Genomic DNA, 24,405 nt, shown 5'->3' on the forward strand with positions numbered 1-24,405 from the left:
CTATTCCTTAATGAGTTTTTTCTCTAAAAGTTCCACAAGTTGATACATAATCGTTGCGATTACAGCAATGACTAAAAGCGATAAAAAAACAAGGGTAAAATTAAATACTTGGAAACCGTAAATGATCATGTAACCAAGACCGCGGGACGATACCAGGAATTCTCCAACAATGACACCGACCCATGATAGGCCGACATTTACCTTTAAGGTCGAGATAATCGTTGGAAAACTTGCAGGGAGAATTGCTTCTTTAAAGCATTGAAACCTGGTTGCCCCAAACGTACGCAGTACTTTTAAATAATTTGGATCCACCTCTTTAAATGAGGTATAAACGACAATCGTGGTAATGATGACTGAGATAATCGCACCCATAGCGATTATCGATGGGTACCCTGGACTTAAGCAGACAATCAAAATCGGGCCGAGTGCCACTTTCGGCATGGCATTAAGGACAACAAGATAGGGATCAAGAATTTTCTGAACCAGCGGTGACCACCAGAGGATGGCCGCTAAAATTGTACCGAGTAAGGTACCAAGGATAAAGCCAAAAATGGTTTCAGTTAGGGTTACACCCGTATGTGTTAATAGAGAGCCATCTTGAATTTTATTTAAAAATAGGTTCCATATTTTTGACGGCGAACTGAAAATCAGCGGGTCAATCCATTGCTTCCCACTTGCAAGCTCCCAGCTGGAAAAAAAGACGGCAAATATGACGGCTTGATAAAACCGAACCCATCTTTTTTCTATTTTTAATGACTGAATGTAGTTTCTATGGAGGAGTTCAAGCTTATTCTTTTCCTGGCTCAAGGGACTCCAACTCCTTCCATATGGATTGAAAGATGCTTGGGTATAATTCATGATTTCTTGCTTCAAACGGTGATATTTTTTTTAGTTCCTCCGGCATTTCAAAGATTTTATGGATCCTGCCAGGACTGGGTGAAAGCAAAAAGACACGATCACTCATAGCAATAGCCTCACCGATATCATGGGTAACAAGAATGGCAGTTTTCCCAAATTCATCTAATGTTTGCGATACTAAATCCTCTAGTTTCAATTTTGTTTGGTAATCGAGGGCGGAAAAGGGTTCATCAAGCATTAACAGTTTTGGTTCTGTTGCCAATGTCCTCACAAGGGCAACCCGTTGTCTCATTCCGCCTGACAATTGCTTAGGCAACTGTTTTTCCACCCCGCCGAGGCCTATTTGGTCTAGTAGGTTAAGTGCGGCGGATTTGTTTTTTTCGTTTAGCTGCTTTGATAATTTTAGGCCCATCAGGATATTTTCTTCAATCGTTTTCCAGGGAAACAAATAATCTTGCTGCAGCATATAGCCGATTTGATTTTTTGCCGTAGAAACTGGTTTGTTTTCTAATAAAACAGTTCCCTGGGTTGGTTTAAGTAAGCTTGAAATAATTGAAAGCAGGGTAGTCTTACCACAGCCACTTGGGCCGAGGAGGGAGACAAACTCTCCTTCCTCAACCGTAAATGTAATATCGGAGAGGGCCGTGGTGGCAGAGGCTTTGGTGAAATAGGTGTGATGAATATCTTGAACGTGTAAAAAGCTCATTTAAACGGCCTCCCTTTCCCATTATTTTTTTATAACCTTTTCAGCCACTTCTGTATTTACAAGTGTTTTATGATTGACCTCTTTTGGAAGCTCCCCCGCTTCCTTCATGATGTTTTGGAGATTGTTCCATTCTTCTTCATCCAAAATAGGGTCAGTTGCAAACGAGCCTTGACTCTTATAGCGCTCGACAACAGTTGTCATGATGGCAAGGTCGGTGTCAGGGAAATATGGTTCAACCGCTTTGGCAATTTCTTCGGCACTGTGGGATTCCACCCATTTTTGCGCCTTGTAGACCGCTCGGGTGAATTTTTCAATCGTCGCTTTGTTTTCTTTCATATAGCTTTCTTTCGCCATGAAGGTGGTATATGGAACATGGCCGGATTCTTTTCCAAAGGAAGCAACAATATGGCCTTTTCCTTCTTTTTCAAAAATACTTGCGGTTGGTTCAAATAATTGAACGAATTCCCCCGTCCCGGAGGCAAAAGCATTGGCAATATTTGCAAAGTCAATATTTTGGATTAAATTTAAATCTTTGTGCGGATCAATGCCGTGCTTCTTTAAGACAAATTCACCGACCATTTGCGGCATGCCGCCTTTACGCTGGCCTAGGAAGGTTTTTCCTTTTAATAAATCCCATGAGAAGTTATCGATTTTATCTCTTGCCACAAGGAACGTGCCATCGGTCTGAGTTAATTGTGCAAAATTGATGACCGGGTCATTTGCGCCCTGGGCATAAACATAAATCGATGTTTCTGACCCAACAAGGGCAACATCGGCTCCCCCTGAAATAAGGGCTGTCATTGTTTTGTCGCCGCCGGGAGTAGTCGTTAGAGTGACATCCAACCCTTCAGCCTTGAAAAATCCTTTTGCTAAAGCAACATATTGCGGGGCATAGAAAATGGATCGGGTCACTTCTGCGATTCGAACTTTTTCTAATTTCTTTGTCTCCGATTTGGAAGCATTATTACAAGCGGCTAATGAAAACATGAGGATAGCAATGAGAAGAAAGGAGAAACTGAACTTTAATGATTTTTTCATAAAATGAACCTCCTTAGTACCATTAAAAAATCTGGGCTAATTGCCTAAGATATCGTATGAAAAGAAGAAAAATGTGTGAATGCCCAGTTAGTAAAAATTTTAAAAGGAAGTATTGCAGATGAACACCAATAATGGAAAAATCCTTGAATATACACGCTTTCCTTCGCCAAATCCTAAAGTGGAGTTAACTTTAATTACCTATCTTTCAAATGGATTAAGGGTGAAAGGGATGCTTGCGACCCCAATCGGTGAAGAACCGCTGGATGGGTTTCTTTATTTACGCGGCGGTATAAAAAATGTTGGAAAGGTACGACCCGCCCGTATTGCCCAGTTTGCTTCCGAGGGCTTTATTGTATTTGCCCCTTTTTACCGTGGCAATCAAGGCGGGGAGGGGAATGAGGATTTTGCCGGGGAAGACAGGGAGGATGCCTTTTCAGCTTATTTGCTGTTAAAATCTTTGTCGAGGGTTCGAGATATTCATATCTTTGGTTTTTCCCGAGGCGGTGTAATGGCGTTGATGACTGGAATACACTTTCCAGATGCAGCAACCGTTGTCACATGGGGTGGGGTGAGTGACATGACTCTTACATATAAGGAGCGGAAAGATTTACGGAGGATGATGAAACGGGTCATTGGCGGTACCCCCGAGAAGTTTCCGGAACGATATCAAGAGCGCACACCTTTATTCGAAATCGAAAGACTGGTGGCGCCTGTCCTGATTATTCATGGTGTAAAGGATCATGATGTATCAGTAGAGCATGCGTACCGTCTTGAAAGAAGACTAAGGTCACTGGGAAAACCTGTTGATTGCTGGTTTTTTGATGAATTTACTCACTATTTCCCACCGGCAATAAATAGAAAAGTCGTGACGGATTTATCAAAGTGGATGAAAAACCGGGGCAAATGATGGTAATATATAGTTAATACAAGCAGAGGAGCGGATGATTTTATGGGTATGCCCCTTGAGTTAAATACAATGATCGTAACAAAAGGCAGGGAGAAGAGAGTAGAGGAAAATCTTTTTGTGCTCGTAAAGGAAGGATATAGACTTTATCCGATAGATATTCCCATTGATGTAAAGAAAACGATGGACAGTGATTCAAGTGGATCTGCAGTAATCAAAAAAGTGGAGTGGGAAAATAGCAGTACAACCATCACCTATCAATTGGTATCATTAAATTCGACGAACTAAAGCAGGGGGGCATTACTCCTGCTTTTTCTTTTGAATAAAAAGTGTAATAAACGCTTTATACATACGTCTTATTAGTAGATATATAAAGAAATAGAGATTGTTAGAAAGGGGGAATTTATTTGGAACGGGGCCATCAGATAGAGACATGGTTTATTCAATATGAGAAGGATGTGACGAATTATCTTGTTTATTATACGGGCACCACGGATGTCGAGGATTTGGTTCAGGAAACCTTTTTAAGGGCATTTCGCGCCTTTAGCAGCTTTAAAAACGAATCAAGTCCGAAAACATGGCTGATCTCAATTGCCAGAAACACGGCAATCGATTTTTATCGAAAAAAATCTGTGTGGCAGCGATTAAAGGAACGACTGGATCAAGAGTCATCGAATCATCATGAACTACAAACAGAAGAGAAATTAATAAGAAAAATGGAGTATGCCCACTTATACGATGCAATTAACAAATTAAAGCCAAATTACCGGGACGTAATATTATTAAGGGGTATCGCTGAGCTTTCTGCCAAGGATGCAGGTCAGGTTCTTGGCTGGTCGGAAAATAAAGTGAATGTGACCTTTTTTCGGGCAGTGAAAAAACTAAATGAGCAGTTAAAGGAGGGTGATTATTTTGAGTCATTTATCGGATAAAGAACTGCTTGAAGTGTTAGCGGATTTCCCAAAGCATGAACTAACCACTATTCAACGTACGGAAATGTTAAAAAAATTTAGTAGTAGTGCAGGCTCCCATAAACCCAAGAGGCAATTTCCTGTTCAACGGATCGCAGCTTTAGCAGCTGTGTTTATCTTGATTCTAATTGCGCCCATCCTTTATTTTACGAACGGGGGGGATAGTGCCCCCAGATCTGGTTCTACAAATATAGAAGCCCAGGAAGGTGACTATTTTGCTTTAAAAGATGAGAGCGGTAAACCGCTTTACGGAGACAGTAATTTCGGTATTCCAAACAAGGTCAGCTTACTGGCTCCGAAGGAATGGGTAGTATGGGATCAGCGAGCAACAAGCAAAATCATGGTTTTTTTATGGGGGAAGGATTTAGCGCCAGATCCAACACTTTCTATCGATGCTACACATGAAGCAACAGGAATAAAACAACATCTTTCTACCTCACGCTTATCAGGTGGGATGTATGGGGCCGATGCCCATGCTTTAGTAACCTTTACACCTTTTGATAAAAGAGGAAAATGGAATCTGGAATTCACTGTATCCAACACTTCGGGGGAAAAGAGAAAGATTGGCGAATTTCCTATTTATGTGAAGGATCACTATGTCTTATTAGGTTCTAAGGGTACCTTATTGATTTCCCAAGAAGATTTGTATGCCGGTTTTTATAATGATGCCTATATCGAGGTGTCAGGAGAAAACCTTCCAGAGGAAATCGAATTAGAGATTACCAGCGAAGAAGACCCAACGAATATCTCCAAGTTTACCTTTAAAGAAAAGACAGATTATACGACGACGGATGGAGAAAAAATCTCCATGTACAAAGGGGATTTTCAAATTAAGAAAAGCGGTAGATATAGTTTTGGTGTGCTGGGCGAATCGAATCCTGTCATCATAGGAAAACCGACTGATCAATAAAGCAAAAAGCGATTCTTCAACAGAATCGCTTTTTTACTAATGTTCAGTTAAGCAACAGGGCCGCCCTCTTCTTCAATTTCAGCAGATACATCCGTAAACTTTTTAAAGTTTTCACGGAATTTACCAGCAAGTTCCTTTGCCTTCACTTCATAAACATGTGAATCTGCCCATGTTTTATTCGGCTGCAAGACTTCGTCAGGTACACCGGCAATATGAAGAGGAATATTTAAACCGAAAATTTCATCTTTGACCATTTCCACATGGTTTAGTTCGCCTTCTAATGCTGCTTGAACCATAGCTCTTGTGTAGGAAAGTTTCATCCGGCTGCCGACACCGTACTCGCCGCCAGTCCAGCCTGTGTTCACTAAGAAGACATTCGCATTGTGTTCTAGTATTTTTTCACCAAGCATCTCCGCATAACGTGTGGCAGGAAGCGGCAGGAATGGTGCACCAAAGCAGGTGGAGAAGGTGGCTTCCGGTGATGTAACACCACGCTCAGTTCCGGCAAGCTTTGACGTGTACCCACTTAAGAAATGGTACATGGCTTGTTCTTTTGTTAATTTTGAAATTGGAGGCAGGACACCGAATGCATCAGCTGTTAAAAACACGATTGTATTTGGGTGACCGGCAATGCTTGGTTGAATAATATTATCAATTGCTTCGATTGGGTAAGCTGCTCGTGTATTCTCTGTCAAAGTTCCGTCATCATAATCCGGAATGCGTGATTCCAGGTTCATGACAACGTTCTCAAGAACGGTACCAAAGCGGATGGCATCAAAGATTTGCGGCTCTTTTTCACGCGAAAGATTAATACATTTGGCATAGCAGCCGCCCTCAACATTAAAAACCCCGTTGGATGACCAACCATGTTCATCATCGCCAATCAACTTGCGATTAGGATCTGCTGATAATGTCGTTTTACCTGTTCCGGATAAACCAAAGAATAAAGCAACATCCCCTTCGGAACCAACATTCGCCGAACAATGCATGGATAGAATATTATTCTCAGGCAACAAATAATTCATGACAGAAAAAATAGACTTTTTCATTTCACCGGCATACTCAGTACCGCCGATTAATATGATTCTTTGTTCAAATGAAATAATAATAAAGGTTTCCGAGTTAGTGCCATCGACAGCCGGATTAGCCTTGAAATTTGGTGCGGTAATTACCGTAAATCCGGTATCATCTGCCAATAAATCATCTTCAGACGGACGAATGAACAATTGATGAGCAAATAAATTATGCCATGCATACTCATTGACAACCTGAATGGGTAAGCGAGACTTTATATCAGCACCGGCAAACCCTTTGAATACAAAAATTTCATCTTTTTGTTTTAAGTATTCTAGAACTTTATGATATAGTTTAGTGAAAACTGCTTCAGAAATTGGTTGATTCGTCGGTCCCCAATCGATTTTATCCTTCGAAGACTCTTCCATCACAATAAATTTATCTTGCGGGGAACGGCCTGTATATTTACCGGTTGAGACACTTACAGCTCCTGTCGAGGTTAATGCCCCTTCATTACGGCTTAGGATTTTTTCAACTAATTGGGGAACGGACAATTGTATTTGGGCATGACTTTCTTGTAATAATTGTTTTAATTCATTTGGAATATGAACAGAATTCATTTATAGAACCCTACCTTTATTTTGTTTTTTATTATCATAATATGATGAATAGTATAACACATTCAGAGTAATAGTCTATACTATTGAGTAAATTTAGGTTGAATTTTATAAATTTTTTAAAGGATTTTTAAGCAGTCATAACCAAAATTTAATTTCTGAATATAAATGAAAAATAATTAGAAATCATTTAACCATATTCTCGATAATTTTCTTGAAAAATTCATTGACATTGCTCACCATTGTAGCGTATTATTCTGATTTGAACGGATACTCTCTTATCCCGAGCTGGTGGAGGGACAGGCCCAATGAAACCCAGCAACCTGCAATATGAAAAGAATGACCGCTAAACAGGTCCTTTTCTGGATGCGAAGGTGCTAATCTGACGCAAGGCTTGCTCCTTGAACGATAAGAGTGAAAGGCCCGGAACAACCTTTCCTCACTATGGTAAGGTTTTTTGTTTTGTATAAGTCCTTTTATAAAAATAGTCTCTAATAAAAATCCTTTGTTTATTTCATACTAAGGGAATGAGTACCGTATCAATTCACGAGGTTCAAGAAGTATTCCTGTAACCTTCATCAAACCTCGATGACTCATAATATAGGAGGAATTCAGATGTCAACAAAACGTCGTTTGTTCACTTCTGAATCAGTAACTGAAGGTCATCCCGATAAGATCTGTGACCAAATTTCTGATTCCATTTTAGATGCTATTTTAGCGAAGGATGCGAATGCCCGCGTTGCTGCTGAAACTTCAGTAACAACTGGATTAGTTCTAGTTGCCGGTGAAATCACGACTTCTACTTACGTGGATATTCCGAAGATTGTTCGTGAAACCGTAAAAGGTATTGGGTACGATCGTGCTAAATATGGCTTCGATTCGGAAACTTGTGCCGTTTTAACTTCCATTGGTGAACAAAGTCCTGACATTGCCATGGGTGTCGATCAGGCCTTAGAAGCACGTGAAGGGCTAATGTCCGATGAAGAAATCGAAGCAATTGGAGCAGGTGACCAAGGATTAATGTTTGGTTTTGCTTGTAATGAAACAAATGAGCTAATGCCTCTTCCAATTTCTCTCGCACACAAGCTTGCTCGCAAATTAACAGAGGTACGTAAAGATAAGGTTCTTGAGTACCTTCGTCCAGATGGAAAAACGCAAGTAACCGTTGAGTATGATGAAAATGACAAGCCAGTTCGCATTGATACTATTGTTATCTCAACACAACATAATCCGGAAGTAACGTTGGAGCAAATTCAACGGAACTTGAAGGAATATGTTATCAATCCGGTTGTTCCAAAAGAATTAATAGATGAAAATACAAAATATTTCATTAATCCAACAGGCCGTTTCGTTATTGGCGGACCTCAAGGAGATGCCGGCTTAACTGGTCGTAAAATTATTGTTGATACTTACGGCGGCTATGCTCGTCATGGCGGCGGTGCCTTCTCTGGTAAGGATCCCACAAAGGTTGACCGTTCAGCTGCTTATGCTGCCCGTTATGTGGCTAAAAATATCGTTGCAGCAGGCCTTGCTGACAAAGTAGAAGTTCAGCTTGCCTATGCCATTGGTGTTGCTAGACCGGTTTCGATTGCAATTGATACATTTGGTACAGGTAAAGTAAGCGAAGAGGTCCTTGTTGATCTTGTTAGTGAAAACTTTGACCTTCGCCCGGCGGGAATCATTAAGATGCTTGACCTTCGTCGCCCAATCTACAAGCAAACAGCTGCATACGGCCACTTCGGACGTACAGATGTTGACCTTCCATGGGAGCGTACAGATAAAGCAGAAACCTTACGTGGCCAAGCAAATCTATAATATAATGGGGAGTTGCATATTATATGTAACTCCCGTTTTTAATTTTCGTCTAATTCCTGTACAGTAATCCAGATGAATGGAATACCATGTTTAAGTAGGTCTATAGATGTGAAAAATAAGGGATACTATTTTTCCTTATGTTCACAGTGCCATTTTTTTTAAAAAAGTGGTAGTATTAGAGGGATGTTTTTTAGAGGATATTTTGAAATGGAGTAGGTGAGGTACATAATGTGTGGTTTTATCGGTTGTGTACACGACAAAACACAAATCTATAGTGAAGAACAAAAACAACAGTTTAAAAATATGAACGATATCATTACCCATCGCGGACCAGATGATGATGGGTTTTATTATGATGACCATATCCAGTTTGGCTTCCGCCGCTTGAGTATCATTGATATTGAGAGCGGTCACCAACCGCTAACGTATGAAAATGAGCGCTATTGGATTATTTTTAACGGTGAGATTTATAACTATGTTGAACTTCGTGAAGAACTTTTGAAAGAAGGATTGTCTTTTGCGACAAGTTCCGATACAGAAGTTATTATCGCCCTATACAGTCATTTGAAAGAAAAGGCTGTTGAAAAACTGCGCGGGATGTTTGCGTTTGTGATTTGGGATAAACAAGAGCAGACACTTTACGGGGCACGCGATCCGTTTGGAATCAAACCGTTCTTCTATTTTGAAGATGGAGAGAGAACATTCTTTGCTTCTGAGAAAAAGAGTATTTTGCTTGCCTTAGAAAATGATGTACTTAATTATGATTCCTTACAGCACTATTTGACCTATCAATTTGTTCCAGAACCAAATACTTTGTCTGAAGGAATTTACAAGCTCGAGCCTGGTCATTATTTTACAAAAAAAGTCGATTCGGCTATGGAGATTAAACGGTATTGGAAAGCCCAATTTAGGCCAGTACAAAAATCTGAAGATGATTTCATTAAAGAAATTCGTGATGTGTTATTTGATTCAGTTGAAAAACATATGCGCAGCGATGTTCCGGTTGGGTCGTTCCTTTCTGGGGGAATTGATTCCTCGATCATTGCATCCATTGCCAAACAATTTCACCCTGCTATAAAAACATTCTCTGTTGGCTTTGAACACAATGGCTTTAGTGAAATTGATGTTGCCAAAGAAACTGCTGAAAAGCTTGGTGTCGAAAACATTAGCTATGTGATTTCACCGGAAGAATATATGAATGAAGTTCCGAAAATCATGTGGCATATGGACGATCCGCTTGCCGACCCTGCCTGCGTGCCGCTTTATTTCGTTTCTCGTGAAGCACGCAAACACGTAACGGTTGTGCTTTCAGGAGAAGGTGCAGATGAGTTGTTTGGCGGCTACAATATTTACCGTGAACCGCAATCGCTAGAAGTATTTAATAAAATCCCACGAGTAGGAAAAGTGCTGTTAAAAGGGATTGCCAACATGATGCCTGAAGGAATGAAAGGCAAAAGCTTTATTGAACGCGGCGTCACTCCAATGGAAGAACGTTATATCGGGAATGCGAAAATGTTCACAGAGGAAGAAAAACGTGATCTTTTAAATGTTTATCATGAGGGATTAAATTACCTAGATGTAACAAACCCTCTTTACCAGGAATCGAGAGGATATGACCCTGTTGATCGCATGCAGTATATTGATATTCATACGTGGATGCGTGGGGATATCTTACTTAAGGCCGATAGAGTGACAATGGCCCATTCACTTGAACTAAGGGTGCCATTCCTTGATAAGGCCGTGTTTGAGGTTGCTTCAAAAATTCCTACAAGCTTGAAAACAGCGAATGGAACAACGAAGTATATTCTACGAAAAGCGGCAGAAGGAATTGTTCCGGCACATGTGCTTGATCGGAAGAAGCTTGGTTTCCCTGTGCCAATCCGCCACTGGTTAAAAAATGAAATGAATGATTGGGCGAAGAAAATTATCCGCGAAAGCAATACGGATCATTTAATCAACAAAGCATACGTCTTGAGACTGCTTGAAGACCATTGCCAAGGTAAAGCTGATAATAGTCGAAAAATCTGGACGGTTCTGATGTTCATGGTTTGGCATCAAGTGTATGTGGAGAATGTTTATTCATTTCAACGTGATTTTGCCTTACAAAAAGAATTACAACATTAAACAGAAAGCACCCATTTAAATAGTGGGTGCTTTTCCAAATTTCATGACTGTAATGATTTATAATATTGACCCTTCTCCGCATATGATATACAAATGCGTTCCATTTCTTTCTTATCTTCTGGAGTCAATTCTCTAATAACTTTTGCGGGTCTGCCAAATGCTAAAGTATTAGGTGGGATTTTCTTTCCTTGTGGTACAAGACTACCGGCACCAATAAAGGCTCCTTCACCAATTTCGGCATTATCAAGGATAATGGAACCCATGCCTATCAAGGCACGTTTTCTTATGATGCAGCTATGCAGGATTACCTGATGTCCAATCGTAACTTCATCTTCTAAAATTAGCGGGTTATTAGGGCTTTGGTGTAAGATAGAGTTATCTTGGATATTCACTTTATTACCAATCCTCGTTGGTGCAATGTCACCTCTTATAATCGAGTTAAACCAGACACTGGACTGTTCACCAATTTCAACATCACCAGTAATCGTAACATAATCAGCAATAAAGGCAGTTTCAGCAATTAGCGGGTATTTATCTTTAAAGGGATAGATCATTAGGTGTGCTCCTTTTTTAAATTGTCTAGCTCCAGCGCCTAGCCCCTCGGGTCATAAGTCGCCCCGCTGTGGTGGCTGGGAAACTGCCTCCTCGCGGTTCGTCTTATGCCATGCCTGAGGCTGACCAAGGCGCTTGCGCTTTTCTTTGATGATTCTATTGTAGCGATGCTGAAAGCGATTTTCAAAAAATACACCTTATTTAATGTCTAGGGGGAAAAAAAATGTGGAAGTGGGAAGCTGAAGGGGAAGCAAAGGCGGTGATCGTAATCGTTCATGGGGCAATGGAACACCATGGCAGATATGGCTGGCTGATTGAAATGTGGCGGTTATCCGGCTTTCATGTCATCATGGCTGACCTTCCAGGGCAAGGAATGACAACAAGAGCCAACCGCGGCCATATTGATTCCTTCGATGAGTATATAATAGAGGTAAAGGATTGGGTTCAAGCCGCCTACCGCTATGAACTGCCTGTGTTTTTACTGGGGCATAGTATGGGGGGATTAATTTCAATCCGCTTATTGCAGGAAGAACGATTAAATATTGCAGGTGTGATTCTCTCCTCTCCATGTTTAGGACTCATTCACACGCCGTCGAAATTTTTAGACGTCATGTCACATGTTTTAAATGTTGTTTATCCTTCCCTGAGGATCAATTCAGGATTAACCGTCCAAATGGCGACAAGAAACGATGATGTACGTGAAGCAGATTCTAATGATACGCTTTACGTGACAAAGGTTTCTGTCAGATGGTATCGTGAATTAGCGGGTGCGATTAAGGAAGCATTTGTAAATCTTGAAAAAATGCAGGATATCCCGATGCTTGTGATGCAAGGTGGGGATGATAAAATTGTCAATAAAGCAACTGTAAAAGAATGGTTTAATAACGTTCCATTATCTGAAAAAAGATTTAAGGAATGGCCGAAATGCTATCATGAAATCTTTAACGAACCAGAGCGGGAAGAGGTTTTTGAATACGCAAAGGATTTCGTTAACAGTCAATTAAAAGCAATTGGTTATATCGTCTAGAAAGGTGTGTAATTTCCATGAAGCCAATCACCCTCATGTCAAGGGTCTATCGAAAAATACTTCCAGCAGCCCACCAAGAATTGGCATATTGGAGAAGCCGTGCTGAAAAAATACCAAACCCAGAATTAAGAAATCAGGCACTTGCGAGCATCGAGCACAAAACTTTCCACTGTGAAGGAGGTGCGATCCTTGCACTTACTGCCGGTGAGGATTATAAAAAGGCAGTCAGGTTTATCGTTGCCTATCAAACAATCAGTGATTATTTGGATAATCTTTGTGATCGGAGCACTTCTCTTGATCCTGATGATTTCGCCGCTTTACACCAATCCATGTCAGATGCTCTTGTCCTTCATGCTGATCAGAAAAATTACTACCGGCTCCGTGCGGATCAGGATGACGACGGTTATTTGCATGATTTATCTGAAACCTGCCGTTCCGTTTTAAGAGAGGTCCAGCATTATCCTCTCATTAAAGATTATCTCCTTGAATTATGCCAGTACTATTGTGATTTGCAAATTCACAAGCATGTGGCGAAGGAGGATCGGGTGCCACGTCTTGAAAATTGGTTTCAACACTATCAGGATGAGCTTCCTGAAATGGAATGGTATGAATTTTCAGCGTGCTCGGGTTCCACACTGGGGATTTTTTGTTTAATCTCTTATGCAATGCGTGCGGATTTTCAAGCAAGTGATGCTGAAAATATTCGGAAAGGATACTTTCCCTACATTCAAGGATTACATATTCTTTTAGACTATTTTATCGACCAAGAAGAGGATATGGCAGGAGGCGACCTGAATTTCTGCTCTTACTATAAAAGTGAGGAAACCCTTTTCCACCGCTTAAAGCATTTTTTAACAGAGGCAGATAGACACACCGAATACCTTCCGCATAAAAAGTTCCATCAGCTGATTAACCGCGGTTTGTTAGGGATTTATCTTTCGGATGGAAAAGTTCGCAAACAGAAAAATGTCCGTAAACTGGCAAAGGGCATTATAAAATCCGGTGGATGGATTAGTTATTTCTTTTATTTCAATGGACTAGCTTATCGTTCGTTTCAAAAATCTGTACCCGCGTTTGTGACGAGATTATTGGCAAAATAAAAACCAGGGCATCGGCCTGGTTTTTTAACGTTTTTCAATCGCAACGATAAACGGCGGGTTGTTTTGTTGATTAATGAATTGATATTGCAGGACATGGGCTGTCTTTTGATCCAATTGTTGGCAGTAGGGAAGAAGAAAATCTCGTTCTACCGCACCTTGCTCATGTCCGTGGTAGATAACAAGGACGATGATCCCCTCCGGAGCCATCATTTTCAATAACTGCTCGATGGCGGCAATCGTCGTTTCCGCACGAGTGACAATCGTTTTATCACTGCCAGGAAGATAGCCTAGATTAAAAATGGCTCCCTTAATTTTTCCATGATCATCGGCAGGGATCTTATCCGAGAGCTGTTCATGACCTGCATGAAACAGGGTAACCCACTCCGAAAGGTTATGTTCCGTCAAGCGGTCACTCGTTGCCGAGATCGCCTCTTCCTGAACATCAAATCCGTAAACTTTTCCTGTTTCACCAACAAGGCTTGCTAAAAAAATGGTGTCATGTCCATTTCCGACTGTTGCATCTACGACCACATCACCAGGTTTAACGACTCTGTCCAGTAAATTTTTCGCAAACGGAAGGATCCGCTCCATTTTCATCGGTTTGGATTCCCATGAAAAAATTTACCCTGCCAACTGTCCCTTCGTTTCAGCTCCGCATCAATGGAATTCAACACTTCCCACTTATTGACACTCCACATCGGGCCGACCATCAAGTCAATCGGGCCATCACCTGTTATGCGATGAACAATCATTTCCGGCGGTAAAATCTCCAATTGGTCACATACTAAGTTTACGTAGTTCTCCTGAGAAAGAAACTCAAGCATCCCTTTTTCATATTGCTTGACCATCGGTGTGCCTTTTAGAAGATGCAGCAGATGAATTTTAATTCCTTGCACATCCAATTTAGCTACTTCGCGAGCTGTTTCCATCATCATGTCATAAGATTCAAGCGGCAATCCATTAATGATATGGGAACAAATGCGAATCCCATGCTTTCGTAATTTATTGACTCCCTCAACATAAGATTGAAAATCATGGGCACGATTAATCAGTAAGGCAGTGCGTTCGTGAACCGTCTGCAGCCCGAGTTCAACCCATAAATAGGTGCGCTTATTTAATTCCGCTAAATATTCCACAACGTCATCCGGAAGACAATCGGGGCGAGTTGCAATCGATAATCCCACGACATCTTCTTGCTTTAGGACGGTTTCATATTTTTCACGAAGAACATCAACAGGTGCATGGGTATTTGTAAATGCCTGAAAGTAGGCCATATATTTGCCATCTTTCCATTTCGTGTGCATCTTTTCTTTAATCTCATTAAATTGTGTTTCCAAGGTTTCTACACGGTTTCCGGCAAAATCACCGGAGCCTGCCGCGCTACAAAATGTACAGCCCCCATGTGCGACTGTACCGTCACGATTTGGACAATCAAAGCCGCCGTCAAGTGCCACTTTAAATACCTTATGGCCAAATTGCCCGCGCAGGTGATAATTCCATGTATGGTAACGTTTATCATCTAATGCATATTGAAAAGGTTTTGTCTGAAGCATTCAGAAAACCTCCTTTTAAAAATTAAATTCACATAAGGTCAATTTTAGCATGAAGCGAAAGGCTTAACCAAATGTAATTGTTTCAAGTGGAATTGCCAACATTTTGCCAGCTGTTCGTGTAATAGGAAAAAGAATGGAGAACACAATAAGAAATGAAGCAGTGCGTGCTTCAAAAAGAGATTGTGCCACAACATGGAGGAGGTTCTTAAATGGCTACTCGCGACTCAATGAACAATCTTATGCAGCAGGTTGAGGATACCATTCGCTATGCCGAAGAACAATACAAACAAAGCAGTCTTCAGGAGCAATATAATGATGATAATTATACAACTGCGCTGCAACAGCTAGAAGAGACCTATCAAGATATTGCCAAAATGGCTCTGAGTGCAAATTCGCAGCAACGAGAGCAACTCCATAGAATGAGGCTTCAGCTGCAGCAACTGCAAAATTCAATGATTCTAGAAGAGCTTTAAAAGGAGGGGAACCTTTTTGAAAAAACGTTCAAAGCAGCAAAATCCAGAACAAACCACTCGGAATGGTGTCAACAATCAAGATCTCGAACTAGGGCAGGATGTGGATCTTGTAAAACAAGCGAAAAAGAAATATGAACAATCAGGCGGACAGCCAGTGAAATCGAAAATGCACCAAGAATAAGAACGGCTATAAAAAATGTAAAAAATCTCTCAACAATTTGTTGGGAGATTTTTTTCAAGCGGTTACAAAAAAACGTTTAAAAAGTACTCGGCAATTCAATTTCTTAATAAAAACAACTTGAAAATAGAAGAAATTTGTGTTCACACTTTGGCAACAACTGGTGTTTAATGTGTGATGTACGTCACAGAATGGGAATATCTATCATGGTTTAAATAAGGTATGGATTCACGAAAACCCCCACCATTTGTTAGGAAACCATTGGGTCAGCCTAACACTTTTTTATGACCCTTATGTGAACATGTTCACATTTTATCCATAATTTTGTCCAATGTGAAAGGAAGTTAAAGATGAAAAAATTCCTTGTTATTGTAAGCATTACTTTAGCCTTCATTTGCCCCGCAATCAGTTACGCGCAAAATCAAACAATTTTAACTATGGAAGAACTATCGATTCGTGTCATGCCGGAGTACGCCTATCATCCCAATGATCAGAAGAAGGATCATGCCCCACTATTGATTGGGTATCAGGGTTCGATGGTTAATAATTCTGATCAGCCCCAGAAGGGAAAAATTGAAATTCCGCTTCCAATGCAAGAGAAAAATTTTCAGATTGGCTTTGTTGCCGATTACTCCAGTGATTTACGAACGACTTATGAAATTGAGTATGTCATTGACCGTGAAAAAGGAACGATTTCCTGGACATCGAGTGAAGAGATTGGCCCTAAGGAACGATATAAATTTGTCATCGAATTTTATTCTGACAGCCTAAAGGTTAATAAGGAAAAGAAATCGTTATCCTATCAGTTTAAGAGTTTTTCTGATATAGGACTGGTCAATATGATCCTTACCGAACCGTCCAAGGCGAAAAAAATAAAGCTCACACCGGCTCCTGATAAAAAACAGAATCACGATGGGAGCGACCATACCGTCTCCTATCTCTTTCAAGATGTAAAAGCTGGTGAGGAAAAAAACTTCAGGTTATCCTATGAACGCAGTGAAACAAAACCAACTACAGAACTTACTGATAAAGTTGAACCGGAAGGAAATAAAAAATCTACCGGCCTCGCACTTGGGGCATTTAGTGGGATTAGCGTCCTATCCGCGGGGGCATTGACCTTTTTATTCAAAAAGAGAAAGAAGAAGGCGTAAGTGCCGTCAATATTGGGGATTAAGGTGCCCTAAAAGGTACGTTAATAAATAAATAGAGAGAGTAAAGATTTTATGGGAGGTGAAGAAATGTTCAAAAAACTTCTGGGGATGAACAAAAAGTTTTTAGTTGTTTTAGTCCTGCTTATTGGCGTGTTTTTATCATTTTCGACAGTGAAAACAATGGCATACTTAGATTCACCGGGTTTTTGCCAAAACTGTCATACGATGAAATCAGTCTATACTTCGTTTGTGGATTCCACACATGCGGAATTGCAGTGTAATGACTGCCATTTGCCGCATAAGAGTGAGGTCGGGAAATTATTTTTCAAAGGCCGTGCCGGAATGACGCATATTTATTTCAATACACTTGGGACTGAGAAGATACCTGATGTAATTGAAGCGACAGCACGCACGAAGGGGATTATGAATGATAACTGTATCTCCTGTCACAAGAGTACGCTCAGCAACGTATCTCATGATGCCAAGGATAGCTGCATCTCCTGCCACAAAACGGTACCACACGGGAAAGGCTTTAAAGATGATCACTATAATAAGCCACCTGTATCAGGAGAGTTATTAGAAAATAAGGGAGGATTTTAAAAAATGGGAAGGTTCCGATATGGGGCATATCTTTTCTTGCTTGCATTGATGTTAATCATCACCGGCTGCGGCAATGATTCCAGTGACAAAACTGCAACGGCCGCAGGCAAGAAGACGACAGGCCTTTCAGCAGATGAAATAAGCAATGAAGCATTCAAGGACATATTTCCGCTTCAATACAACAGCTACAAGAAAAACGAGAAGATGGAAGATACTAAATACGGCGGTTCAGTGAAACGAAGCAAGTATGATCCGGACAAAGAGCCATTACTGCCCATTCTTTTTAATGGCTATGGTTTTGCGACTGAGTACAATGAAGACCGCGGCCACACTTACGCGTTAGAAGATATCCGTAATGTCAAACGGATTACGGATAAATCTGTTGGTTCTTGTTATACATGTAAATCAACGGCCGTGCCAAAAATGATTGAAGAAATGGGCGACAGCTATTGGGGCGCTAATTTTAACAAAGATATTTGGCCAAAAGGGGAAGCAATGGGTCACTCGCCAATCGGTTGCTCCGATTGTCATGATCCGAAAACAATGGATTTGCGCGTTACTCGTCCTAGTCTTTTTAAAGCATTGAAAGCAAAAGGCGTCGATGTGTCAAATCCAACGAAAAACGAAATGCGAAGTTACGTTTGCGGCCAGTGTCATGATGAATATTACTTTGCTGCTAATAATAGTGAAGTTACTTACCCATGGACAAAAGGCTTCAAACCGGAAGAAATGTATGAATACTACAATACAATTGCTAAAGAAAACGGCTTTGAAAAAGACTGGGTCAGCAATATTTCCGGAGCGCCAATGCTAAAGGCTCAGCATCCTGAATTTGAAACCCATTTATCTGGTACACATGGTAAAGCAAATGTATCCTGTGCTGATTGCCATATGCCATATGAGAGAGTTGATGGAAAAAGAAAGATCACATCACACTGGTGGACTTCACCTCTTAAAACCATGCAGACATCTTGTGGCCAGTGTCATGGTGACCGTGATTTAGACAAATTGAAAGACCGTGTTTATGAAATTCAAGATGCAAACGTGAAGGGTCTACATGATGCCCAAGATATTTCTACTTCTGCTCATTATTATGTGAACAGAATGATTACTTCAGGTGTGAGCGCGGATAAAATCAAAGATGCGCAGGAATTTGTGCGTAGGGGTCAATGGTTCTGGGATATTATTGCGGCTGAAAACTCTTCAGGCTTCCATAATCCACAAGGATCCATGGATTCCTTAAGGATTTCGATTGAACAGTCAAACAAGGCGATTCGTCTTGCAACTGAAGAGCTTGTGAAAAAAGGCGTCAACATGGAAGAGTTGGATCAGGAAATTGAAAAGGCTAAAAAAGCTGTTGCCGATGAGAAAGTGAATGAAAAGAAAAAAGACCAAGCTGTTAACAGCTATTTCCCTGCACAGGCACCAGTTGTAGCAGCACCGCCAAAAAAATAGACCCTTTCCATTTTTAAATTGTTATTCGTCCCGCCAAGAAGGAATAAGAATTAAGGAAAGAGCCTTTGAATACTTATTGAAAACACTGTTTTCCACTGGAGAACAGTGTTTTCCTGCTTTTATTGTGACAAAATGGCTGCGGAGTGTCAATTTGCTTGGCTTCAATTATGTTATTGGCGGAATTAATTGTGAAATTGGCGGAATAAACTAGAAAGTTGGCGGAATCTAGCCGGGGTTTGGCGGAATAAATTATAAAGTTGGCGGAATCCCCTGCAAACCAGCAGCATCATTTTTTTTCGCGAAATATGGAAATACAAAACGATTGCACCTTTATAGAAAAACAGCTAAAATAACCAAGGGAATTGAAATAGTTAATGTTAAAGGAGCGTTTTTCATGCCACGAGCCTTATGGCTTTTAATCATCGGGATGGCAGTGAATGTAATAGGCTCTTCTTTTTTATGGCCTTTAAATACAATCTATATTCACGATCATTTAGGAAAGTCCCTTTCCGTTGCAGGGATTGTCCTCATGCTCAACTCGGGAGCAAACGTCATCGGAAATCTTTATGGCGGCCATTTATTCGATAAAATGGGCGGTTATAAATCTATCATACTAGGGATTGGTATTTCCCTTTTAGCCCTCATCGGCTTATCTATCTGGCATGACTGGACACAATACGTCATTTTTCTGACCATTACCGGCTTTGGAACAGGAATTATTTTTCCATCCATGTATGCCATGGCGGGGTCAGTTTGGAAAGAAGGCGGGCGAAAATCGTTTAATGCCCTTTATGTGGCACAAAACCTTGGAGTAGCGGTAGGCGCATCGCTTGGCGGGATTGTAGCAGATTACTCCTTCCAATTAATCTTCTTAGCGAATACCATCATGTATGTCATCTTTTTACTAATCGCTGTCATTGGATATAAGGGAATCGTAGTAGAGGCTGCAATACATGACCAGAAAGAAAAAGCATTAAATATTGTAAAAAACAAGGCAAACCTGCAGGCTTTATTGATTGTTTGCAGCGGCTATTTGCTGTGCTGGGTTGCTTATAGCCAATGGACGACAACGATTGCCTCTTACACACAGGAAATCAACATTTCCTTAACGCAATACAGCCTATTGTGGACGATAAACGGTGCCATCATCGTTCTCGGACAGCCGCTATTAAATGGAGTGCTAAAGTATCTATCAGCCTCACTTAAGCTGCAAATCCTTATTGGAATTGGGATTTTTATCGTATCCTTTTTAGTTGCTGGAAAGGCAAGTGCCTTTTCAGGATTCTTAGTTGCGATGATTATCTTAACCATTGGTGAAATGTTCATCTGGCCTGCCGTTCCTACCATTGCTTTCGATTTAGCTCCTAAGGGGAGAGAGGGCTTTTATCAAGGAATCGTCAACAGCACCGCAACAGGCGGAAGAATGGTCGGCCCCTTACTAGGCGGAATAATCGTCGATATGTACAGCATGTCCTCATTATTTATCCTATTAATTGGACTATTCCTAATCGCAATCGTCACTACCCTTATGTATGATCGTGGAATAAAAAGGAAAATGGTGTCAGGCACCGTTCGTGGACAAATGTAGGCATTTGTCCGCGTGGAAAGGACAGTGTTGATTATAATCGCATTGTCCTATTTTTTTGTTTAAAAAGAAGATTTCCCGTCCATCCTGAAAATAGGCGCAAGCATACTTGCATACTGCCTGAAAATTTAATACAATAACCGTAATACATTTTATATTAGAAAAACAGTGATTAGGAGTAGTAGTGGTTCATACCCGAACTTAAAGAGAGTTGACGGCTGGTGGAAGTCAACCGGGTACATCATGAACTCGCCTTTGAGTTGCAGGCATGAAGGTCAGTAATGTTTGCCGTTTTCCGCGTTAAGGATGAATGAAGCGAGTGCATGCATGCACTAATGTGGGTGGTACCGCGGGAAGATACATACAATCCTCTCGTCCCTTTTGGGGATGAGGGGTTTTTTATTTTTTTATAGGAGGAAACCATTATGAGTTTCAATCATCAGCAAATCGAAAAAAAATGGCAACAAAAATGGGAAACAGAAAAAACATTCAAAACAAGTGAAGAATATGATAAACGCAAATTCTACGCGTTAGATATGTTTCCATATCCATCAGGAGCTGGTCTCCATGTTGGTCACCCTGAAGGCTACACCGCAACAGATATTCTTTCCCGTTTAAAACGGATGCAAGGATATAATGTCCTTCACCCAATGGGCTGGGACGCATTCGGATTACCGGCAGAACAATATGCGCTAGATACTGGCAACGACCCTGCAGAATTCACTGAGAAAAACATTAATACCTTCCGCAGACAAATTAAAGCGTTAGGTTTCTCGTATGACTGGGATCGAGAAGTCAACACGACTGATCCGGAATATTATAAATGGACACAGTGGATTTTCTTGAAACTTTTTGAAAAAGGTCTTGCCTATATCGATGAGGTAGCTGTAAACTGGTGCCCTGCCCTTGGAACCGTTTTAGCAAACGAAGAAGTCATTGATGGTAAAAGTGAACGCGGCGGACATCCGGTAGAACGCCGTCCGATGAAGCAATGGATGTTAAAAATTACAACCTATGGCGACCGTTTACTTGAAGACTTAGAAGAGTTAGATTGGCCAGAAAGCTTGAAAGAAATGCAACGCAACTGGATTGGCCGTTCTGAAGGCGCCGAAGTAACCTTCGCGATTGATGGACATGATGAAACCTTTACCGTTTTCACCACTCGTCCGGACACCTTATTCGGTGCCACCTATGCGGTACTTGCGCCTGAGCATGCATTTGTTGATAAAATTACTTCAGCTGGACAACGCGCAGCTGTTGGTGCCTATTTAGATAAGGTCAAAACCAAGAGCGATTTAGAGCGTACAGACCTTGCAAAAGAAAAAACAGGTGTATTTACCGGTGCCTACGCCATTAACCCTGTAAATGGCGAAAAAATGCCAATCTGGATTGCCGATTATGTATTGGTAAGCTATGGAACAGGCGCCATCATGGCCGTTCCTGCTCACGATGAACGTGATTATGATTTTGCAAAAGAATTCGGGCTGCCAATTATTCCGGTAGTAGCAGGCGGAGATGTCGAGAAAGAAGCCTACACGGGTGACGGCGAACACATCAACTCTGAATTCTTAAATGGGTTAAATAAAGAAGAAGCGATTTCCAACATGATTTCCTGGTTAGAGGAAAAAGGCATCGGAACAAAGAAAGTAACGTTCCGCTTACGCGATTGGTTATTCAGCCGTCAGCGTTATTGGGGTGAGCCGATTCCGATTATCCATTGGGAAGATGGCACCATGACAGCTGTTCCTGATGATCAGCTTCCATTGATGTTACCAAAAACAAAAGATATTAAACCATCAGGAACAGGTGAATCACCACTTGCCAATATCGCTGATTGGGTAAATGTGGTTGACCCGGAAACAGGCAAAAAAGGCCGCCGCGAAACGAATACAATGCCGCAATGGGCAGGAAGCTGCTGGTACTATTTACGGTATATTGATCCTAAGAACAGCGAATCACTTGCTTCTGCCGAAAAATTAAATCACTGGCTGCCAGTTGATATTTATATTGGCGGTGCTGAGCATGCTGTGCTTCACTTGCTATACGCCCGCTTCTGGCATAAATTTTTATATGATATCGGTGTGGTGCCAACAAAAGAGCCATTCCAAAAGTTATTTAACCAAGGGATGATTTTAGGCGAAGGTAATGAAAAAATGAGTAAATCAAAAGGGAATGTTGTCAATCCTGATGATATCATTGATAGTCATGGTGCTGATACACTTCGCTTGTATGAAATGTTTATGGGCCCGCTTGATGCCTCGATTGCATGGTCAACAAACGGTCTAGATGGCTCACGCCGCTTCCTTGACCGGATTTGGCGCTTGTTTGTGGAAGAGGATGGCTCGTTAAGTTCGAAAATCCAGACTACAAGTGATGCTTCAAACTTGGAGAAAGTCTACCATCAAACTGTGAAAAAGGTAACGGAGGATTATGAAGGGTTACGGTTCAATACGGCGATTTCACAAATGATGGTCTTCATTAATGAAGCCTACAAAGCAACAGTACTTCCAAAGGACTATGTTGAAGGCTTTGTTAAAATGCTTGCACCTGTTTGCCCGCATATTGCTGAAGAGCTTTGGGCGAAACTAGGTCATAGCGGAACAATCTCGTACGAAGCTTGGCCTGCATATGATGAAGCTAAACTTGTTGATGAAGAAGTTGAAATTGTCATCCAAGTTAACGGTAAAGTGAAAACTAAATTGAGAGTACCAACAGATGCCAGCAAAGAGGCATTAGAAGGAATCGCGATGGATGATGATCGCGTGAAGGAACAAATAGAAGGAAAAACAATTCGTAAAGTTATTACAGTGCCAGGAAAACTAGTTAATATCGTAGCAAACTAGAATAAAGGATAATTCCCCCTTTACTTAAAGGGGGGGATCTTTTTCTGAAAGGATGATTGGGATGGAAGAAATTCAAACGATTACACCAGAAGAGTTACAAAAGAAGCTCGAGGCAGGGGAGAAACTCGAGCTTGTCGATGTGAGAGAAGATGAAGAGGTAGCAGCCGGCATGATTCCAGGAGCGAAGCATATTCGCATGGGGGATATTCCTGTTAACTTGGACTATTTTGATAAGGATAAAGAATATATCTTTATATGCCGTTCAAGCGCTCGCAGCGGTAATGTTTGTTATTATCTGCAGGATCAAGGCTACAAAGTCCGCAACATGGTTGGCGGAATGATGAATTGGACAGGAGATACAAAATAACCGATTCCACTTTTGGAATCGGTTTTTCTGTGCTTATTATTGCGTTACGCTCAACTTCTGCTTATCCTTCTGTAGTATAAGTCCGATATAAATGACTGGAACGATATTCACAACCGCAAGCACTATACCTTTAAAGTCTGTCCCTATAAACAGGCCGTGTAACGTAACCAATATATATAGAATTGGATTCAATGCATGGAGTTTCCGCCATTTTTGATAGCCAATCTTCTTTCGTGCCTTCGATGTTATAACAGTGATGAGTAAAAAATACAACGATAAAGCCCCCATAGCCATTGGCAATGGTTTATAGTCGGTGTTAAACGGAATGAGTACTTCAAACCATTTAAACGAAATAAACGTATCGATCAATAAGAAGCCGACATGGCCAAGCACAAGAAGGAGAGCCCAATTTGACAATGCTTCATGCAAAAATAACGTTGACGTAACCTTTTGTTTCCGCTTTTTCCGTATTTGAGAATATAGTCCGATGATGACAGATAGATACAGTAATAAATAGGCTACCGTACCTGTCGCCCGAATCATATACCATTCAAACATCTCCAT

General features: G+C 41.0%; 24 protein-coding genes, 1 riboswitch and 1 other annotated feature. Of the genes, 16 read left to right on the top strand and 8 right to left on the bottom strand.

Annotated features, from left to right (window positions below; all coding sequences use genetic code 11):
* Genes BABA_RS17270 through BABA_RS17280 form a run of 3 tightly spaced genes read right to left on the bottom strand, consistent with a single transcriptional unit; the run spans nt 1 to nt 2,602 of the window.
* Nucleotides 1-807: an ABC transporter permease gene (locus BABA_RS17270; RefSeq protein WP_007086506.1), complete on the bottom strand. Its 807-nt coding sequence runs from the start codon at nt 805-807 to the stop codon at nt 1-3.
* The gene (locus tag BABA_RS17275) at nt 788-1,564 is read right to left on the bottom strand and encodes an ABC transporter ATP-binding protein (RefSeq protein WP_007086507.1); all 777 of its coding nucleotides are present in this window, start codon (nt 1,562-1,564) and stop codon (nt 788-790) included. The genes BABA_RS17270 and BABA_RS17275 overlap by 20 nt, the downstream gene beginning before the upstream one ends.
* A gap of 21 nt (nt 1,565-1,585) precedes the next feature.
* On the bottom strand, nt 1,586-2,602 hold the full coding sequence (locus tag BABA_RS17280; protein WP_007086508.1) for an ABC transporter substrate-binding protein: 1,017 nt from the start codon (nt 2,600-2,602) through the stop codon (nt 1,586-1,588).
* Nucleotides 2,603-2,720: 118 nt separating this feature from the next.
* On the opposite strand from BABA_RS17280, the gene BABA_RS17285 reads away from it, so the two are divergent.
* The 4 genes from BABA_RS17285 (at nt 2,721) to BABA_RS17300 (ending at nt 5,387) form a co-directional block, all read left to right on the top strand.
* Complete coding sequence (locus BABA_RS17285; RefSeq protein WP_007086509.1) at nt 2,721-3,509, top strand: alpha/beta hydrolase family protein; 789 nt, start codon at nt 2,721-2,723, stop codon at nt 3,507-3,509.
* A 42-nt stretch (nt 3,510-3,551) separates the two neighbouring features.
* Nucleotides 3,552-3,794, top strand: coding sequence for a DUF2584 domain-containing protein (locus tag BABA_RS17290; RefSeq protein ID WP_007086510.1), 243 nt, complete (start codon nt 3,552-3,554; stop codon nt 3,792-3,794).
* A gap of 119 nt (nt 3,795-3,913) precedes the next feature.
* Nucleotides 3,914-4,438 carry an RNA polymerase sigma factor gene (locus tag BABA_RS17295; protein WP_007086511.1) on the top strand — a complete coding sequence of 175 codons (525 nt, stop codon included), beginning with the start codon at nt 3,914-3,916 and terminating at the stop codon, nt 4,436-4,438.
* Complete coding sequence (locus BABA_RS17300; RefSeq protein WP_007086512.1) at nt 4,419-5,387, top strand: hypothetical protein; 969 nt, start codon at nt 4,419-4,421, stop codon at nt 5,385-5,387. The genes BABA_RS17295 and BABA_RS17300 overlap by 20 nt, the downstream gene beginning before the upstream one ends.
* Nucleotides 5,388-5,434: 47 nt before the next feature.
* On the opposite strand, the gene pckA is transcribed toward BABA_RS17300, so the two are convergent.
* A complete protein-coding gene (pckA, locus tag BABA_RS17305) occupies nt 5,435-7,021 on the bottom strand; it encodes a phosphoenolpyruvate carboxykinase (ATP) (RefSeq protein ID WP_007086513.1) in 1,587 nt (528 codons plus the stop codon).
* 272 nt (nt 7,022-7,293) lie between these two features.
* Nucleotides 7,294-7,433, top strand: a riboswitch (SAM riboswitch).
* 200 nt (nt 7,434-7,633) lie between these two features.
* Between pckA and metK the strand changes: the two genes are divergently transcribed.
* The gene (metK, locus tag BABA_RS17310) at nt 7,634-8,833 is read left to right on the top strand and encodes a methionine adenosyltransferase (protein ID WP_007086514.1); all 1,200 of its coding nucleotides are present in this window, start codon (nt 7,634-7,636) and stop codon (nt 8,831-8,833) included.
* Between the two features lie 228 nt (nt 8,834-9,061).
* The gene (gene asnB, locus BABA_RS17315) at nt 9,062-10,957 is read left to right on the top strand and encodes an asparagine synthase (glutamine-hydrolyzing) (protein ID WP_007086515.1); all 1,896 of its coding nucleotides are present in this window, start codon (nt 9,062-9,064) and stop codon (nt 10,955-10,957) included.
* 41 nt (nt 10,958-10,998) lie between these two features.
* On the opposite strand, the gene BABA_RS17320 is transcribed toward asnB, so the two are convergent.
* Nucleotides 10,999-11,511, bottom strand: coding sequence for a gamma carbonic anhydrase (locus BABA_RS17320; protein ID WP_007086516.1), 513 nt, complete (start codon nt 11,509-11,511; stop codon nt 10,999-11,001).
* A 221-nt stretch (nt 11,512-11,732) separates the two neighbouring features.
* On the opposite strand from BABA_RS17320, the gene BABA_RS17325 reads away from it, so the two are divergent.
* Nucleotides 11,733-12,536: an alpha/beta hydrolase gene (locus BABA_RS17325; RefSeq protein ID WP_007086517.1), complete on the top strand. Its 804-nt coding sequence runs from the start codon at nt 11,733-11,735 to the stop codon at nt 12,534-12,536.
* Between the two features lie 17 nt (nt 12,537-12,553).
* Entirely contained in the window at nt 12,554-13,636 is a 1,083-nt protein-coding gene (locus tag BABA_RS17330; RefSeq protein ID WP_007086518.1) for a tetraprenyl-beta-curcumene synthase family protein, read from the top strand.
* Nucleotides 13,637-13,660: 24 nt separating this feature from the next.
* Here BABA_RS17330 and mnmM read toward each other — a convergent pair whose 3' ends face one another.
* Nucleotides 13,661-14,233, bottom strand: coding sequence for a tRNA 5-(aminomethyl)-2-thiouridylate-methyltransferase MnmM (gene mnmM, locus BABA_RS17335; protein ID WP_007086519.1), 573 nt, complete (start codon nt 14,231-14,233; stop codon nt 13,661-13,663).
* Entirely contained in the window at nt 14,230-15,189 is a 960-nt protein-coding gene (mnmL, locus tag BABA_RS17340; protein ID WP_007086520.1) for a tRNA modification radical SAM protein MnmL/YtqA, read from the bottom strand. Before mnmL ends, mnmM begins: the two co-directional genes overlap by 4 nt.
* Before the next feature lie 209 nt (nt 15,190-15,398).
* On the opposite strand from mnmL, the gene BABA_RS17345 reads away from it, so the two are divergent.
* The 8 genes from BABA_RS17345 to BABA_RS17380 all read left to right on the top strand — a co-directional run bounded on the left by BABA_RS17345 (nt 15,399) and on the right by BABA_RS17380 (nt 23,841).
* The gene (locus BABA_RS17345) at nt 15,399-15,662 is read left to right on the top strand and encodes a YtzC family protein (RefSeq protein WP_007086521.1); all 264 of its coding nucleotides are present in this window, start codon (nt 15,399-15,401) and stop codon (nt 15,660-15,662) included.
* Between the two features lie 16 nt (nt 15,663-15,678).
* Nucleotides 15,679-15,843 carry a hypothetical protein gene (locus tag BABA_RS17350; protein ID WP_007086522.1) on the top strand — a complete coding sequence of 55 codons (165 nt, stop codon included), beginning with the start codon at nt 15,679-15,681 and terminating at the stop codon, nt 15,841-15,843.
* A gap of 347 nt (nt 15,844-16,190) precedes the next feature.
* Nucleotides 16,191-16,991, top strand: coding sequence for a hypothetical protein (locus BABA_RS17355; RefSeq protein ID WP_007086523.1), 801 nt, complete (start codon nt 16,191-16,193; stop codon nt 16,989-16,991).
* An 87-nt stretch (nt 16,992-17,078) separates the two neighbouring features.
* Entirely contained in the window at nt 17,079-17,591 is a 513-nt protein-coding gene (locus BABA_RS17360; protein ID WP_007086524.1) for a NapC/NirT family cytochrome c, read from the top strand.
* 3 nt (nt 17,592-17,594) lie between these two features.
* Nucleotides 17,595-19,046, top strand: a complete 1,452-nt coding sequence (locus BABA_RS17365) for an ammonia-forming cytochrome c nitrite reductase subunit c552 (RefSeq protein ID WP_007086525.1) — start codon at nt 17,595-17,597, stop codon at nt 19,044-19,046.
* A 394-nt stretch (nt 19,047-19,440) separates the two neighbouring features.
* On the top strand, nt 19,441-20,634 hold the full coding sequence (locus BABA_RS17370) for an MDR family MFS transporter (RefSeq protein ID WP_007086526.1): 1,194 nt from the start codon (nt 19,441-19,443) through the stop codon (nt 20,632-20,634).
* A gap of 156 nt (nt 20,635-20,790) precedes the next feature.
* Nucleotides 20,791-21,014 (top strand) — a binding site (T-box leader).
* 42 nt (nt 21,015-21,056) lie between these two features.
* A complete protein-coding gene (leuS, locus tag BABA_RS17375) occupies nt 21,057-23,474 on the top strand; it encodes a leucine--tRNA ligase (RefSeq protein WP_007086527.1) in 2,418 nt (805 codons plus the stop codon).
* Nucleotides 23,475-23,535: 61 nt separating this feature from the next.
* Nucleotides 23,536-23,841, top strand: a complete 306-nt coding sequence (locus tag BABA_RS17380) for a rhodanese-like domain-containing protein (RefSeq protein ID WP_007086528.1) — start codon at nt 23,536-23,538, stop codon at nt 23,839-23,841.
* A gap of 36 nt (nt 23,842-23,877) precedes the next feature.
* Here the strand turns inward: BABA_RS17380 and BABA_RS17385 are convergent, their stop codons facing one another.
* A complete protein-coding gene (locus tag BABA_RS17385) occupies nt 23,878-24,405 on the bottom strand; it encodes a ferric reductase-like transmembrane domain-containing protein (RefSeq protein ID WP_007086529.1) in 528 nt (175 codons plus the stop codon).

The sequence above is a fragment of the Neobacillus bataviensis LMG 21833 genome, from assembly GCF_000307875.1.
GTDB lineage: Bacteria > Bacillota > Bacilli > Bacillales > Cytobacillaceae > Neobacillus > Neobacillus bataviensis.